The 15,415-nt window shown below is 71.6% G+C and carries 16 protein-coding genes and 1 riboswitch; of the genes, 6 read left to right on the top strand and 10 right to left on the bottom strand.

Annotated elements, in window-relative coordinates; genetic code table 11:
* The first annotated feature begins 95 nt into the window (after positions 1-95).
* Positions 96-235, top strand: a riboswitch (cyclic di-AMP (ydaO/yuaA leader).
* Positions 236-244: 9 nt separating this feature from the next.
* Genes AB0C69_RS21850 through AB0C69_RS21840 form a run of 3 tightly spaced genes read left to right on the top strand, consistent with a single transcriptional unit; the run spans position 245 to position 3,786 of the window.
* Entirely contained in the window at positions 245-1,078 is an 834-nt protein-coding gene (locus tag AB0C69_RS21850) for a CHAP domain-containing protein (RefSeq protein WP_360356242.1), read from the top strand.
* Between the two features lie 39 nt (positions 1,079-1,117).
* On the top strand, positions 1,118-2,383 hold the full coding sequence (locus AB0C69_RS21845; protein WP_360356239.1) for a hypothetical protein: 1,266 nt from the start codon (positions 1,118-1,120) through the stop codon (positions 2,381-2,383).
* The gene (locus AB0C69_RS21840; RefSeq protein ID WP_360356237.1) at positions 2,380-3,786 is read left to right on the top strand and encodes a M48 family metallopeptidase; all 1,407 of its coding nucleotides are present in this window, start codon (positions 2,380-2,382) and stop codon (positions 3,784-3,786) included. The genes AB0C69_RS21845 and AB0C69_RS21840 overlap by 4 nt, the downstream gene beginning before the upstream one ends.
* Before the next feature lie 7 nt (positions 3,787-3,793).
* On the opposite strand, the gene AB0C69_RS21835 is transcribed toward AB0C69_RS21840, so the two are convergent.
* The 4 genes from AB0C69_RS21835 to coxB form a co-directional block, all read right to left on the bottom strand.
* Positions 3,794-5,080 (bottom strand): Ig-like domain-containing protein, encoded by a 1,287-nt coding sequence (locus AB0C69_RS21835; protein WP_360356234.1) that lies wholly within the window; start codon positions 5,078-5,080, stop codon positions 3,794-3,796.
* A 134-nt stretch (positions 5,081-5,214) separates the two neighbouring features.
* Complete coding sequence (locus tag AB0C69_RS21830; RefSeq protein ID WP_179833731.1) at positions 5,215-5,625, bottom strand: cytochrome c oxidase subunit 4; 411 nt, start codon at positions 5,623-5,625, stop codon at positions 5,215-5,217.
* 3 nt (positions 5,626-5,628) lie between these two features.
* Positions 5,629-7,218, bottom strand: coding sequence for a cytochrome c oxidase subunit I (gene ctaD, locus AB0C69_RS21825; RefSeq protein WP_218906069.1), 1,590 nt, complete (start codon positions 7,216-7,218; stop codon positions 5,629-5,631).
* Between the two features lie 74 nt (positions 7,219-7,292).
* A complete protein-coding gene (gene coxB / locus AB0C69_RS21820) occupies positions 7,293-7,997 on the bottom strand; it encodes a cytochrome c oxidase subunit II (RefSeq protein WP_345186122.1) in 705 nt (234 codons plus the stop codon).
* A 249-nt stretch (positions 7,998-8,246) separates the two neighbouring features.
* Between coxB and AB0C69_RS21815 the strand changes: the two genes are divergently transcribed.
* Positions 8,247-9,425, top strand: coding sequence for a cysteine desulfurase family protein (locus AB0C69_RS21815; protein WP_345186119.1), 1,179 nt, complete (start codon positions 8,247-8,249; stop codon positions 9,423-9,425).
* Entirely contained in the window at positions 9,422-9,730 is a 309-nt protein-coding gene (locus tag AB0C69_RS21810) for a sulfurtransferase TusA family protein (protein ID WP_345186117.1), read from the top strand. Before AB0C69_RS21815 ends, AB0C69_RS21810 begins: the two co-directional genes overlap by 4 nt.
* 79 nt (positions 9,731-9,809) lie before the next feature.
* Here the strand turns inward: AB0C69_RS21810 and AB0C69_RS21805 are convergent, their stop codons facing one another.
* On the bottom strand, positions 9,810-10,796 hold the full coding sequence (locus AB0C69_RS21805) for a carbohydrate kinase family protein (protein WP_345186179.1): 987 nt from the start codon (positions 10,794-10,796) through the stop codon (positions 9,810-9,812).
* A 204-nt stretch (positions 10,797-11,000) separates the two neighbouring features.
* Positions 11,001-11,363 (bottom strand): iron-sulfur cluster assembly accessory protein, encoded by a 363-nt coding sequence (locus AB0C69_RS21800; protein WP_345186114.1) that lies wholly within the window; start codon positions 11,361-11,363, stop codon positions 11,001-11,003.
* A gap of 235 nt (positions 11,364-11,598) precedes the next feature.
* Between AB0C69_RS21800 and nadA the strand changes: the two genes are divergently transcribed.
* Positions 11,599-12,753 (top strand): quinolinate synthase NadA, encoded by a 1,155-nt coding sequence (gene nadA / locus AB0C69_RS21795; RefSeq protein WP_360356228.1) that lies wholly within the window; start codon positions 11,599-11,601, stop codon positions 12,751-12,753.
* Between the two features lie 27 nt (positions 12,754-12,780).
* Here the strand turns inward: nadA and AB0C69_RS21790 are convergent, their stop codons facing one another.
* The 4 genes from AB0C69_RS21790 to AB0C69_RS21775 form a co-directional block, all read right to left on the bottom strand.
* Positions 12,781-13,350, bottom strand: a complete 570-nt coding sequence (locus tag AB0C69_RS21790) for a hypothetical protein (RefSeq protein WP_345186108.1) — start codon at positions 13,348-13,350, stop codon at positions 12,781-12,783.
* A gap of 3 nt (positions 13,351-13,353) precedes the next feature.
* Entirely contained in the window at positions 13,354-14,271 is a 918-nt protein-coding gene (htpX, locus tag AB0C69_RS21785) for a zinc metalloprotease HtpX (RefSeq protein ID WP_360356224.1), read from the bottom strand.
* Between the two features lie 135 nt (positions 14,272-14,406).
* A complete protein-coding gene (locus AB0C69_RS21780; RefSeq protein ID WP_345186102.1) occupies positions 14,407-14,685 on the bottom strand; it encodes a hypothetical protein in 279 nt (92 codons plus the stop codon).
* A partial coding sequence (locus AB0C69_RS21775) for a PspA/IM30 family protein (protein WP_360356220.1) occupies positions 14,682-15,415 on the bottom strand: 734 nt, incomplete at its 5' end. The genes AB0C69_RS21775 and AB0C69_RS21780, both read right to left, overlap by 4 nt.

Raw genomic sequence — 15,415 nt, 5'->3', positions numbered from 1 at the left:
TGCACTCCGCGGGCGTCCACGCCCGCCGAGATTCCCCATTCAGAACCGGCGTGCCCGCCCCCGGGCACGTCACCGCCGAGTCCGCGGACCGCCGTGCCCCGCATGCGCGTCCACCGCGGAACCGGGGACCCACTGCGTCCTTTTCGGGGTGAATCGGCCTGCCTTCGCGGGCCGTAGGGCGGCTTCCACGCCCGAACCCGTCAGCTAACCCGGTAGGCGGCATGGAAGTCGAGGAGATCCCCCCGTGCCACGCGCGCACTGCAAGAAGACCCACGGCAGGCACCGCAAGCCGAACCCCCTGTCCCTGACCTGGCGGACGACCGGCGGCGTGATCGTCGGCGCCGCCGTGCTCGGCACCGCCGCCGCCACCGCGCAGGCGTCGGTCCTGCCGTTCGGCTCCACCCCGGTGAGGTCCGCCGCCGCGGCCGACCTCGCCCCCGGCCTGACGGCGCACGGCGGCCCGTCCGGGCGCCGTGCCGAGGACGAGCGCAAGACGACCGGCTCGAAGGCTCCGGCGAAGAAGGACCAGCCCGAGCAGCCGAAGGCGGAGACCTCCGAGAAGGCCGCCCCGAAGACCGCCGCGAAGTCGCGGCCCACCGCCGCGCAGGCCATCGAGCTCGCCCGCTCGCAGGTCGGCGTCGAGGAGGACGGTGGCGGCGAGACCAAGTTCCAGGACTGGTACATGGCCACGTCCCGGGCGCGGGAGACCCTCGCGCGCGACGGCGGTTCCCTCAGCGGCTACGGCGACGCGAACTGGTGCGACATGTTCGTCTCCTGGGTGGGCGAGCAGATCGGCTTCAGCGACCAGGTCGGCAGCGACGCCTGGACGGTCGCCCACGCCCGCTGGTTCCAGGAGCACGGCCGCTGGGGCAACGAGCCGAGGCCCGGCGCGATCGTGTTCTTCTCGTGGGGCGGCAGTGAGTCCGTCGACGACATCGAGCACGTCGGCATGGTGGTCAAGAAGATCGACGATGGCACGATCGAGACCGTCGAGGGCAACACCGACAACGCCGTCCGGATGAAGGAACGTTCCACAGACGTCGTCGTCGGCTACGGCTACCCGGACTACCGGTCGTGACGGCGCCCCCCGCCCCGCCCCCTGCATAGGATCGCGCCCATGGAGGAAGGCCCCGGGCAGGACGCCCCCGTCACGCGGCGCAGGGTCCTCGCCCTCGGCGCGGGCGGGGCCGCCGTCCTCCTCGCCGGAGGCGCAGGCCTGGCGGGCTCGCGCTCCGGCGGCCGGGCGGCGGGCGCCCGTGCTCCCGGCTCCCCGTCCGCCGGGACGTTCCATCCCTCCCTGGCCTCCGCCGTCCTCGCCAATCGCGCCGCGGCCGTCCGCCAAGGCGACCGCATGGCGTTCCTCGCCACGGTGGGCAACGCCCCCGCCGCCTTCCAGGACACCCAGTCCCGCATGTACGGGAACCTCCGGAAGCTTCCCCTGGAAGGCTGGCGGGAGCGCGTCGTCCGCGTCGAGACCGTGGACGGCGAGACCGCCGTCGTCCGCGTCGAGGCGCGCTACAGGCTGCGCGGCTTCGACCGGAGCGACGTGGCCCGCACCCGCTACCTCACGCTGGCCCCGCGGGGCGATGCGTGGACGATCGTCGGCGACGGGACGTCCCGCGGCCTCGCCGACGACACCGACATCTGGGACTGCGGCCCCCTGACGGTGGTCAGGGGCCGAACGAGCCTGGTCGTCGGCGACGGCGCCGGCCTCGACGGCATCGCCCGGCGGCTGGACGCGGCCGTCCCGGTCGTGACGTCCGTGGTCGGCACGGGGTGGGCGCGGCGGGTCGTCGCGCTCGTCCCGGCCGACGCGACCGTCGCCTCCGCGCTCGCCGGCCCCGGGCAGAGCCTCGGCCAGATCGCCGCGCTCGCCGCCGTCGCCCCGGCCGCCGGGGGCGGTCGCGGCGAGGACCGCGTCATCGTCTCCCCCGGCACCTTCGGCCGCCTCAACGAGCTGGGCCGCGACGTCGTCCTCGCCCACGAGCTGACCCACGTCGCCACCGGCGGCGCCCGCGACGGGCGCACCCCGCTGTGGCTGATCGAGGGCTTCGCGGACTACGTCGGCTACCGGCGCGTCAAGATCAGCACCCGGTCGGCGGCGGGCGAGCTGCGCCGCGAGGTCTCCGCCGGGCGCGCGCCCTCCGCGCTGCCCTCCGCCGACGCGTTCGCCGGCGGCTCCCCCCGCCTCAGCCAGGCCTACCAGGAGGCCTGGCTCGCCTGCCGGATGGTCGCCGACCGGTACGGTGAAGCGGCGCTGGTGCGGCTCTACCGGGCCGCCGGGCGCGCCCCGGAGGCCGCGGCGCTGCGCGACGTGCTCGGCCTGACGCGGGAGCGCTTCACCGCACTGTGGCGCGACTACGTGAAGGAGGAGCTCGCATGAGCGAGGCGGAGACCGACGAGGACCGCGCCGGGGACTCCGCCGCCGGAACCCCCGGCGCCGCCCCCGCGCGCCGGCCCCGGATCGCCGCCGCCGTCACCGCCGCCGTGCTCTTCGCCGGGGTCGCGACCGTGCTCGCGAGGACCACGCCGTGGAACCCGCTCCCCGGGCACGTCCCCGGCGGGCGCGTGGAACCCGATCCCGCGCTGGACTTCACCCCCGCCGAGATCGCCCGCTCCCGGGCGTTCGACTCGGCCGTCAACCCGCCCGCCTACACCGGGCTCCTCGTCGGCCTCGCCCTGATCCTGGTGCTGGGCCTCACGCCGCTGGGCGCCCGGCTCATCGGCTGGGCCACCGCGAGAACCCGCCGCCGGCCGCTTCGGATCATCCTCGGAACCATGGCCCTGACCACGCTGCTGCGCGCCGCCGGGCTCCCGTTCCGCATCTGGAGCGAGTCCGTGCTGCGCCGGTACGGGCTGTCCACGCAGAGCTGGCCCGCATGGCTCGTCGACCAGGCGAAGTCCCTCGCCGTCACGTGGGTCATCTACACGATCGCCCTGCTGCTCCTCTACGCCCTCATCCGCCGCTTCCCGCGCCACTGGTGGGCCGGCGCCGCCGCGGGCGGGTTCGTCCTCGTCGTCTTCGCCTCGTTCGTCTACCCGCTCGCCGTGGAGCCCGTGTTCAACAAGTTCCACTCGCTTCCGGCGGGGCGGTTGCGCACCGACCTGCTGGCGATGGCCGAGCGGGACGGCGTGCCCGTCGAGGACGTCCTCGTCGCGGACGCCTCCCGCCGGACGACCTCCCTGAACGCCTACGTGTCCGGGTTCGGCTCCACGCGCCGCATCGTCCTCTACGACACGCTGCTGAAGTCGCCGCCCGCCCAGGTCGAGTCCATCGTCGGGCACGAGCTCGGCCACGCCAAGCGCGACGACGTGCTGTGGGGCACGCTCGTCGGCGCGCTCGGGGTGGCGGGGGCCATGTGCCTGCTGTACCTGCTGATGACGTCCCCGCGCCTGCTGCGGCGCGCCGGGCTCGATCCCGCCGGGCCCGGCGGCGGCGGGACCGGACCGGACGCGCGCAGCGGCGGTGCGGCGGCCGACCCGAGGTCCGTCGCGCTCCTCCTCGCGCTCGTGACCGCCGGGACGACGCTCGCCGCCCCCGTCCAGAACCTCGTGAGCCGCCGCATCGAGGCCCGCGCCGACGCGCACGCGCTGGACCTCACCCGCGACCCCTCGACCTTCGTGTCGATGCAGCACGCGCTGTCCGTCCGCAACATCTCCGACCTGGACCCCGACGCCGCGGAGTACCTGCTGTGGCTCACGCACCCCTCGGCCCCCGACCGGATCGCCATGGCCCGCGACTGGGCGCGCCTGCACCGCGTCCAGGTCCCGCCGCCGCTCCGCTAGCCGCGGCTCAGTTGCCCTCGGCCCGCTGCTTCTCGGGCGCCTTGGGCCGGGCGCCCTGCTGCGCCGACAGGGTCGCGGCGTCCACGTGCGCGGCCGTCGTGACCGACCGCTTCAGCGCGCTGCCCTTCACCCAGTCCTGCCACTTCACCTGCCAGTACCCCCAGCCGTTCTCCGGCTCCAGCTGCCGGTCGCTGCCGGTCACCGTGATGGGGTCGCCGCGCTGGGCGAGGTTGTAGAACCACTTGGCATTGGACGGGCTGACGTTGATGCAGCCGTGGCTGACGTTCTCGCTCCCCTGCGATCCCACCGACCACGGCGCGCTGTGCACGTACTCGCCGCTGTCGGAGATGCGCACCGACTTGTAGACGGTGAGGCTGTAGTACCCGGCGCAGCCGGGGCCGCAGCCGTCCCACTCCGACGTCATGATGGTCGGGTCCTCCTTGCCCATGGCGAGGTGGACCCCGTTCGTGGTGGTGTACTTGCGCTCTCCGCCCTTCCCCATGCTCGTCGGGATGGTGCGGGCCTTCTTGCCGTTGATCCGGACGACCATCTTGTGGCTGTCCTCGCCGGCGGTGGAGACGTGCGAGTCGCCGACCTTGAAGTCGACGCCGTAGTCCTTCCCGCCGTACACGCCCTGCCCGGTGCGCACGCCGCTCAGGTGCGCCCGGAACGACACCTTCGTGTGGGCCGGCCAGTAGCTCCTCGTCCGGAACACCGCCTCCTGGCTGCCGAACCAGCTCCAGCCGCCCTCGACGGTCCTGTCGGCGGTGACCTCCAGCGCCCGCTCGACCGCCGCCCGGTCCTTCACCGGACGGGCGAAGTGCATGATGATCGGGATGCCGACGCCGACGGTCTCCCTGTTGAACGGCGCCTCGATCGTGACGTCGTTGGTCTTCTTCACCACGGCCGTGGAGAAGCCGCTGCGGACCGTGCGGGTCCTGCCGTCCCGGCCGAGGGCGGTGGCGTCGACCGTGTACGCCGTGCCCGGCTTCAGCGTCCACCGGGACCGCCACCGCGTCCTGTCGGCGCTCAGGTCCCCCTCGACCACGCCGTCCTTCGTCGCCACCGTCACGTTCTCGATCGTGCCCTGCCGCGCCTCCACGGCGATGGGGCTGTCCGGCCGCAGCTTCCCGCCGCCTCCGGCCGGCGACACCGCGAGCTTCACCTCGTCCTTGCCGGCCGGCCCGACGCTTCCCGAACACGCCGCGGCACCCCCGCCGACGAGCACGCCGCCGACGACGAGCACGGCCGTGTACCGCCCCCGGTCTCCCGGCCTTGAGCCACTCACCCGCATGTGGACCCCCCGGTCGTTCCACTGGGCGATCTGTCGTTTTCCAGCCCGGTCGCTGGAAAGGCGCCCAGTATGTTCGAAAGGGCCGGTACCCGCTAAAAAGCGGACACCGGCCCCCGATGGGGTTCTTTTACTGATCAGTGGGCGAAATGACCCCGGTAGTACTCGAACACCAGACCGACGGACGTGAGGATCGCCGCGGCGGCGCCGAGGATCACCAGCCACCAGCCGAACACGACGCCGAGCGCCACGGCCGTGGCCGAGAGCGCCACGAACAGCGGCCACCAGCTGTGCGGGCTGAAGAAGCCCAGCTCGCCGGCCGCGTCCGCGATCTCACCCTCCGGGTCGTCCTCGTACAGCGGGCCCGCGTTCGCGCGCTCGAGGCGCCGGACCGTGAAGTGGATGTAGAACCCGATGAGCCCGGCGAGGCCGACCGCGAGCGCGAGCGCCGTCGTGCCCGTCCAGTCGTTGGACCAGAGCCAGTAGACGACGTCGGTGGCGAGGAAGAAGACCGCGCACCCGTAGAACATGAACGCCTGGACGCGCATCGGCTACTCCCCCTTCGCCCCGGCCAGCTCGCCCTTGGCACCCACGTGCGGGTGGTGCAGGTCGAACGCCGGCCGCTCGGAACGGATCTTCGGGATCGAGTTGAAGTTGTGCCGCGGCGGCGGGCAGGAGGTCGCCCACTCCAGCGAGTTGGAGTAGCCCCACGGGTCGTCGACCTCGACGCGCGTGCCCCGCTTCCACGTGATGTAGAGGTTGTAGAAGAACGGCAGCATCGAGGCACCGAGGATGAACGAGAAGATGCTGGAGATCTCGTTCAGCCCGTGGAACTCGCTCGGGTAGTCCGCGTACCGGCGCGGCATGCCCGCGGCGCCCAGCCAGTGCTGGAGCAGGAACGTGCCGTGGAAGCCGATGAACAGCAGCCAGAAGTGGATCTTGCCGAGGGTGTCGTTCAGCATCTTGCCGGTGAACTTCGGCCACCAGAAGTAGAAGCCGGCGAACATCGCGAACACCACGGTGCCGAACACGACGTAGTGGAAGTGCGCCACGACGAAGTAGGAGTCCGACAGCTGGAAGTCCATCGGCGGCGACGCCAGGATGACGCCGGTGAGCCCGCCGAACAGGAACGTCACGAGGAAGCCCAGCGACCACAGCATCGGCGACTCGAACGTCAACTGCCCTCGCCAGATGGTCCCCACCCAGTTGAAGAACTTCACCCCCGTGGGAACGGCGATGAGGAACGTCATGAAGGAGAAGAACGGCAGCAGCACCTGGCCGGTGACGAACATGTGGTGCGCCCACACGGTGATGGACAGGCCCGCGATGGTGATGGTCGCGAAGACCAGGCCGATGTAGCCGAAGACGGGCTTGCGGCTGAACACCGGGAGGATCTCGGTCACGATGCCGAAGAACGGCAAGGCGATGATGTAGACCTCCGGATGCCCGAAGAACCAGAACAGGTGCTGCCACAGCAGCGCCCCGCCGTGCGCGGCGTCGAAGATGTGCGCGCCGAGCTTGCGGTCGGCCTCCAGCGCCAGCAGCGCGGCGGCGAGGACCGGGAACGCCAGCAGGACCAGGATCGAGGTCAGCAGCGCGTTCCAGGTGAAGATCGGCATCCGGAACATCGTCATGCCCGGCGCCCGCATGCACAGGATCGTGGTGATGAAGTTGACCGCGCCCATGATGGTGCCGAAGCCCGACATCGCGAGGCCCATCACCCACATGTCGCCGCCGACGCCCGGCGAGCGGACCGCGTCCGACAGCGGGGCGTAGGCGAACCAGCCGAAGCTGGCCGCGCCGCCCGGGGTCAGGAAGCCCGCGATGACGATCAGGCTGCCGAACAGGAACAGCCAGTACGCCAGCATGTTCAGCCGGGGGAACGCCACGTCGGGGGCGCCGATCTGCAGCGGCATGATGACGTTGGTGAAGCCCGCGAACAGCGGCGTCGCGAACATCAGCAGCATGATCGTGCCGTGCATGGTGAACAGCTGGTTGTACTGCTCGTTGCTGACGAACTGCAGCCCCGGCTCGAACAGCTCCATCCGGATCAGCAGCGCGAGCACGCCGCCGAACAGGAACATCACGAACGAGGTGATCAGGTAGAGGTAGCCGATCACCTTGTGGTCGGTGGACGACATCCAGGAGGCGATGATGCGCCCCTTGCTCGTCCGCGGCGCGGCGATCGGCGCGCTCGGTGCGTGACTCGTGGCGGTCACTTGGCACCTCCCGCGGCCAGTGCTTGCTTCGAATCGGCGATGAACTTCTGGTACTGCTCGGGCGTCACGACCTTGAGCTGGAACAGCATCCGGCTGTGGTCGACGCCGCAGAGCTCGGCGCAGCGGCCCTCATAGGTGCCGAGCTTGTTCGCCGTGAACTCGAACTCGTTGGTGTAGCCCGGCATGACGTCCTTCTTGTAGATCAGTGCCGGCACCCAGAACGAGTGGATGACGTCGTTGGCGTGCAGCCGCACCCGCACCGTCTTGCCCGAGGGGATCGTCATCACCGGCTTGGCGGGAGCGGGCCCGTTCGGGGCGACGGGCTGGCCGACGACGGAGGCGACCGTCCTCTCCTTGCCCGCGGCGTCCTTCTCCTTGTAGTCGAACTGCCAGCTCCACTGGAAGCCGATCACGTCGACGACCACCGCGGGGTCCTTGGTGGTCTTCTCGACGAAGTTCTCGTCCCTCGCGGTGAAGTAGAACAGGACCGCGATGATGACGAACGGGACCGCCGTGTAGAGGATCTCGATCGGCATGTTGTAGCGGACCTGCGGCGGCAGATCGTTGGAGCGCTTGCGGTGGAACAGCACCGCCCAGATGATCAGGCCCCAGACCACGGCCCCGACCGCGAACGCCGCGATCCAGGAGCCCTGCCAGAGCTTCAGCATGCGCTCGCCCTGGACGCTGATCGGCTCGGGCATGCCCAGGCGGCTACCGCTGCACGCGGTCGCGGAGAGCGCCAGCAGCCCTAGCGCGCCGGCGCTTTTCAATGCGCGGCGACTGCGCACAGGCGTACGCCGCTCCCTAGAGCGGGTCGGACTCACGGAATGCCTTCCCCACGGATGAAGCCCGGTCGGCCGGGCGGAGAGATCAGTGATTACACGTGTGGTGGACACCCTAGCGCGAGGGTCGCGCGAACCCCCGATCGGGTGCCCGGTTAGTGTTCTCACGTGGCAGGACCGAGCGATCCGGGCGGCTACTTCGACGCCGCGTCGACCGAGCCGCCGCATCCGGCGGCGCGCGCCGCGCTGATCGAGGCGCTGGACGCGGCCTGGGCCGATCCCGCACGGCTGTACGGGGCGGCCCGCGGCACCCGGATGCTGCTCGACCGGGCACGCGCGCGTGTCGCCGGCGTCCTGGGCGCCCGTGCCGACGAGGTGTCGTTCACGTCGTCGGGCACCCAGGCGGTGCACCTGGCGGTCCTCGGGGGGCTCCAGGCGCGCCGGCGCACCGGGCGGCACCTGGTGGCGAGCGCCGTCGAGCACTCCAGCGTCCTGCACGCCGCCGAGCTGCACGAGCGCGACGGCGGCGAGGTCACCCTCGTCGGCGTCGACCGCACCGGCCGCGTCGACGCCGCGGAGTTCGCGGCGGCGCTGCGCCCCGACACCGCGCTGGCCTGCCTCCAGTCGGCCAACCACGAGGTCGGCACCCTCCAGCCCGTCGAGGAGGTCGGGCGGGCCTGCCGCGCGGCCGGCGTGCCGCTGTTCGTCGACGCGGCGCAGTCCCTCGGGCGGGCCGACGTCCCCGGCGGGTGGTCGCTCCTCGCCGGCAGCGCCCACAAGTGGGGCGGGCCCGCCGGCGTCGGCGTGCTCGCCGTCCGCAAGGGCACCCGGTGGCGCTCGCCGCTGCCGGACGACGAGCGCGAGGCGCGCCGGGTCCCCGGGTTCGAGAACGTCCCCGCGATCGCGGCGGCCGCGGCCGCGCTGACGGCCTACCGCGCCGACATGGCGGCCGACGCGCCGCGCGTCTCCGCTCTGGTGGACCGCATCCGGACGGAGGTGCCGCGGAGCGTCCCCGACGTCGAGGTGATCGGCGACCCGGTCCGCCGGCTCCCCCACCTGGTGACGTTCTCCTGCCTGTACGTGGAGGGGGAGGCGCTGCTGACCGAACTCGACCGGCTGGGTTTCGCCGTTTCCTCCGGCAGCTCCTGCACTGCGGATACGCTGCGTCCGAGCCATGTGCTGGAGGCGATGGGGGTGATTACGCATGGGAACGTGCGGGTATCGCTGCCGCGAGGCGTCGGGTCGGAGGACGTCGGCCGCTTCCTCACCGTGCTTCCCGACGCCGTCGCCCGCCTCCGCCGGGCGACGATGAACACCTTCGAGACAGGGAGGCGGTCGCGCCCATGAGGTTCCGAGGCCGCGCCAGGACCGTCACACCGCCCGCCGACGCGCCGCCGCCCCCCGCGGAGCCGGAGGGGCCGCCGCCCGTGCTCGTCATCGACGCGCTCGGCCGCAAGTGCCCCATCCCGATCATCATGCTGGCCGAGCGGATCCGGGAGGTCCCGGTCGGGCAGGTCGTCGCCGTCCTCGCCGACGACGCCGCCGCCCGCACCGACATCCCCGCCTGGTGCCGCATGAAGTCCCAGGACTTCGTCCGCGAGGAGACCCTCCGGCAGGGCGGCTGGGGCTTCCACATCCGCCGCACCTACTAGGCGCGCGCAAGGCCGAGGACACGCGGAAGGCCGCGCCGGAACGGCGCGGCCTTCCGATGTGCCCGTGTCAGGGGCGCGGCTACGGGGTCGGGCAGACGACGTGCGGCTCGATGTCGGCCGCGGCGTCGGCGCCGTAGGCGGCCGCGAAGCGGTCGAGGAACGCCCGGCGCCCGAGGGTGTACTCCTGCGGACCGGCGGCTTCGAGGGCGTGCGCGGCGATGGCGTTGCCGACCTGGGCGGCGCGTTCGAGCGGCAGGTCCCAGGCGGTCGCCGAGAGGAAGCCGGCGCGGAACGCGTCGCCGACGCCGGTCGGGTCGACGACGGAGTCGACCTGGACGCAGGGGACGTGGACGCCCTCCTCGCCCTCGCGGTCGATGACGACGCCCTTGGCGCCGAGGGTGGTGACGCGGACGCCGACGCGGGAGAGGATCTCCTCCCCCGACCAGCCCGTCTTCTCCTCCGCCAGGGCCTTCTCGTACTCGTTGCTGAACAGGTAGGCGGCGCCGTCGATGAGGCGGCGGACGTCGGCGCCGTCCATCCGGGCGAGCTGCTGGGAGGGGTCGGCGGCGAACGGGATGCCGCGGTCGCGGCACTCGTCGGTGTGCCGCAGCATCGCCTCCGGGTCGTTCGGGCTCACCACGACGAGGTCGAGGCCGCCGACGCGGTCGGCCACGGGCCGCAGCTCGATGGAGCGGGCCTCGCTCATCGCGCCGGCGTAGAACGTGGCGATCTGGTTCTGGTCCTGGTCGGTGGTGCACAGGAACCGCGCCGTGTGGTGGATCTCGGACACGTGCACCGAGGCGGTGTCGACCGTGTGCCGTTCGAGCCAGGAGCGGTAGTCGGCGAAGTCGTCACCGACGGAGCCGACGAGGATGGACTCCTTGCCGAGACTGCCCATGCCGAAGCAGATGTTGGCGGCGATGCCGCCGCGGCGGATCTCCAGCTCGTCCACCAAGAAGGACAGCGAGACCCGGTGGAGCTGGTCGGGCAGGAGCTGGTCGGTGAACCTTCCGGGGAAGGTCATCAGATGGTCGGTCGCAATGGAACCGGTCACGGCGATGCGCACGGCGTCGCTCTCCTCGTCGTGGTCGTCCGGCTGTTTCACCGGCTGTTCGAACCCGTCAGGCTACCCACCATCGCACCACACATCACCGCCGCACGACAGTTCGCCGCGGGACGCCCGCAGGGCAGCATCGAGGGGCGGCCCCGACCACGGGTCCGGACCGCCCCTCCTGTGCTCGACGCTCGACCGCCGCGCGCTCGGCGCGCGTCAGTTGAAGGAGTCGCCGCAGGCGCAGGAACCCGACGCGTTCGGGTTGTCGATCGTGAAGCCCTGCTTCTCGATCGAGTCGACGAAGTCGATCGTGGCGCCCGTGAGGTAGGGCGCGCTCATCCGGTCGACGCGCACCGACAGGCCGCCGAAGTCCTGGATCTGGTCGCCGTCCATCTCGCGCTCGTCGAAGAAGAGCTGGTAGATCAGACCGGAGCAGCCGCCCGGCTGCACGGCGACACGCAGCGCAAGGTCATCGCGGCCCTCCTGCTCAAGCAGGCCCCTGGCCTTCTCGGCGGCGGCGTCGGTGAGGACGACGCCCTGCTGCGTGGTCTCCTGCGTGGTCTCGCCTGAAACCGTCATGTGTTCAGCTCCCGGGTCTCGCTGCGCCGCGCTAGCGGCGGACTGTCGCTTGTCCTCGAAGACGTCTGTTCCTCTTCCCGTAGGACAACGTACCTCGCCACATGGCCATTCCGCTTCTCGGCCGTCTTTAACGCCCCGGACGGGTGCGGTCTACGTCACACCGCCAACCCCCCGCCGCATATGCCATCATTAGTCGTCAAAGCGACGATAAGTCCCGTCGCGAAGGGAGACCGCCGTGACCACCCCAGTGCGCGACCTACCGCTGCTGCTGCTCGGCAGCGGCGCCGACCCCGCGAGCGAACGCGGCGTGGACTGCCCCGGCGAGCTGCCGGCGGCGTCCGACCCCGCCCTCGTCGAGCGGGCCCGCGCCGCCAAGGCGGCGCTCGGCGACCGCGTGTTCGTGCTCGGACACCACTACCAGCGCGACGAGGTCATCCAGTTCGCGGACGTGACCGGCGACTCGTTCAAGCTGGCCCAGCGGGCCGCGGCCCGCCCCGAGGCGCCCTACATCGTGTTCTGCGGCGTCCACTTCATGGCCGAGTCGGCCGACATCCTGACCGCCGCCCACCAGCGGGTGATCCTGCCCGACCTCGGCGCGGGCTGCTCGATGGCCGACATGGCGACCTTCGACCAGGTCGAGGAGTGCTGGGAGGTCCTGGAGGACGCCGGGATCGCCGACGACGTCGTCCCCGTGACCTACATGAACTCCTCCGCCGACATCAAGGGGTTCGTCGGGCGCCACGGCGGGGTGGTGTGCACCTCGTCCAACGCCAAGCGCGCCCTCGACTGGGCCTACGGCAAAGGCAAGAAGGTCCTCTTCCTGCCCGACCAGCACCTCGGCCGCAACACCGCCGTCCTGGAGATGGGCTTCTCCCTGGACGACTGCGTCGTCTACAGCCCGCACCGCCGCGAGGGCGGCCTCACGCACCGGCAGCTGCGGGACGCCAGGATGATCCTGTGGAGGGGCCACTGCTCGGTGCACGGCCGGTTCACCAAGGAGTCGGTGGACGACGTCCGCGCGCGGGTGCCGGGGGTCAACGTCCTCGTGCACCCCGAGTGCCGGCACGAGGTCGTCACGGCCGCCGACCAGATCGGCTCGACCGAGTACATCATCAAGGCGATCGAGGCCGCCGAGCCCGGCTCGTCCTGGGCCGTGGGGACGGAGCTGAACCTCGTGCGGAGGCTGGCGAACGCCCACCCGGACAAGAACGTGATGTTCCTCGACAAGACCGTCTGCTACTGCTCGACGATGAACCGGATCGACCTGCCGCACCTGGTGCTGTCGCTGGAGTCGCTGGTCGCGGGGAAGGTCGAGAACGTCATCGAGGTGGACGAGGAGACCGCGCACCACGCCCGCGCCGCCCTCGACCAGATGCTCGCCCTGCCCTGACCGGGCGCGGCCGGCCGCCGGACGGGATCACAGGCCGGGGGCGCCCCAGACGGGGAACCACCGGCCGAGGTCCTGCTCGAACCGCAGGTCCGCGCCGATCGCGCCGCGCACCTGGAGTTCGAGCGCGTTGTCGCGCTTGTCTCCGGGGAGCGGCGCGAAAGGGTAGAACGTCCCGCGCTTGTAGAGGTAGACGAGTGCGAGGCGGCGGCCGTCGGGGCCCTTGAAGCCGACCAGGGAGCACAGCAGGTGCGGGCCGAACCCGCCCGCCTCCAGCGTCGCGTTCACCGCGTGCAGGTCCGTGACGAGATCGGGCAGCTGGTCGGGGCGCTGCTCGGCGAGCAGCCACGTGTAGCCGTAGCCGTCGGTGCTGATCTGGACCTTGGGGCCCTCGTCGGCGTCCAGCAGCTCCTGGACGTCGGCCTGGAGCCGCGCGAACGCGCCGCCCTCGGCCGCGCGGAAGCACACCGAGCCGAGCCCGGTCGGGGTGAAGCCCGTCGCCGCCTCCAGGGTGACGGCCGCGGTCGACAGCCCGAAGATCTGGTCGAGGTCGGGTTTGGCCGGCTTGGACCGGCCGAGCAGGGTGTCCAGGAACCCCACGGATCACACTCCCCTGCTGAGCTGCTCGGAGATCTTCGACAGCTGCGCGAGCCGCCGGTCCAGCGACGGGTGGGTGGAGAACAGCGCGGAGACGCTGACCCCCCTGCCGAGCGCCGGGGTGAAGAAGAAGGCGTTGAACGCCTGCGAGGAGCGCAGGTCGCTGGTCGGGATCCGCGCGATCTCGCCGCTGACCTTCGTCAGCGCGCTGGCCAGGGCGGAGGGGCGCCCGGTCAGCAGCGCGGCGGCGCGGTCGGCCGACAGCTCGCGGTAGCGCGACAGGGCCCGGGTGAGCAGGAAGCTGACCGCGTAGGCGAGCGCGCTGGCCGCGACGACGGCCAGCAGGATCAGCCCGGTGTTCTGGTCGTTGCTGCGGCGTCCGAACCCGCCCCACAGCCCCCACTGGAGCCCGAACCGGGTGATCAGGCCGGCGAGGATGCCGAGGAACGAGGCGATCGTCATGACCGCGACGTCCTTGTGCGCGACGTGCGCCATCTCGTGCGCGAGAACGCCCTCCAGCTCGACCGGGTCGAGCCGGCGCAGCAGGCCGGTGGTCACGCAGACCACGGCCTTCTTCTGGTTGCGGCCGGTGGCGAACGCGTTCGGCACGTCGGTGTCGGCGATCGCGACCCGCGGCTTCGGGGCGTCCGACATCGCGCAGATGCGGTCGATGACGCCGTGCAGCTCGGGCGCCTCCTGGGGGGAGACGACCCGGCCATGCATGGCGAACAGCGTCATGCGGTCGGAGAAGAAGTACTGGGCGAGGAGGAACAGCACCGCGACGACCAGCGCGACGCCGGCCCACTTCGGCACGAAGACGAAAAAGGCCCCCACGAAGACGATGTACACCAGCCCCAGCAGGAACATCGTCACGAGCATCCGCGATGTCAGCCCCCGGTCGGAGGCGTAACGCGTTCTGGCCATCCGGCCACCCCCAGTCCTTACTGCTCTTCACTTGGACGAACGTCCAAGGCGCGGGTTTTGTGCCCGGATGTCCATAACGCGGCCCGGGCCCGCGCGGCGGGGTCGTCCCGGAGGACGGCCCGAGCCCGCAGCCGGTCAGTCCGGGATGAGCCCCTCGTCGCCCAGCATGGAGCGCACCTCGTCGATGTGCGCGTCCGCCGGGGGCAGGATCAGCTCGGACGGCTCCAGGCTGTCGGGCGGAAGCGGCCTGCCCACCTTGCGGACGTTGTCCAGCAGGGCGTGCAGGGCGGCGCGGAACGCGGTCTCGTCGCCCGACTCGATCGCCGCCTCCAGCTCGGCGTCGAGGGAGTTGAGCGAGGACAGGTCGCCCTCGGCCACGTCGAGCTGGCCCTCGCCCATCAGACGAACGATCACTGGGCACCCCCGGGGTTCTGCGGCCACGGGGCCTGCTGGGGGGTGTCCTGCTGCTGGTGCTGCGGCTGGGCGGTCGGCGAGCCCTGGTTCAGCTCCTTGGGCGCGGGGCCCTGGCCGAGTTCGGCCTTGAGGCGCTCCAGCTCCAGGTCGACGCCGGGGCCGGAGCCCATCCGGTCGAGCTCGGCCTGGATGTCGTCCTTGGGACCGGAGAAGTCCTCCAGGGCGCCGGAGGCCAGCAGCTCGTCGATCGCGCCGGCGCGGGCCTTCATCGTGTCGGTCTTCTCCTCGGCGCGCTGGATCGCCAGGCCGACGTCGCCCATCTCCTCGGAGATGCCGGAGAACGCCTCGTTGATCTTGGTCTGCGCCTCGGCGGCCGTGTAGGTCGCCTTGATCGTCTCCTTGCGGGTGCGGAAGGAGTCGACCTTGGCCTGCAGCCGCTGGGAGGCGAGCGTGAGCTTCTCCTCCTCGCCCTGCAGCTGCTGGTACTGCCCGCGCAGGTCGTTGAGCTGGCTCTCCAGCCCGGAGCGGCGGGTCAGCGCCTCGCGGGCGAGGTCCTCGCGGCCCACCTGCAGCGCCTTCTTGCCCTGGTCGGTCAGCTTGCTCTGCTGCTGCTCGAGCTGGTTGATCTGCAGTTCGAGACGCTTGCGCGAGGTGGCGACGTCGGCGACCCCGCGACGGACCTTCTGCAGCATCTCCAGCTGGCGCTGGTAGGAGTAATCGAGGGTCTCCC

Origin of the sequence: Actinomadura sp. NPDC048032 (assembly GCF_040653175.1) — a bacterium.
In the GTDB taxonomy this organism is placed as follows: Bacteria; Actinomycetota; Actinomycetes; order Streptosporangiales; family Streptosporangiaceae; genus Spirillospora; species Spirillospora verrucosospora.
Note: the sequence above shows the minus strand (reverse complement) of the source record. Positions and strands in the feature narration are given on the sequence as shown.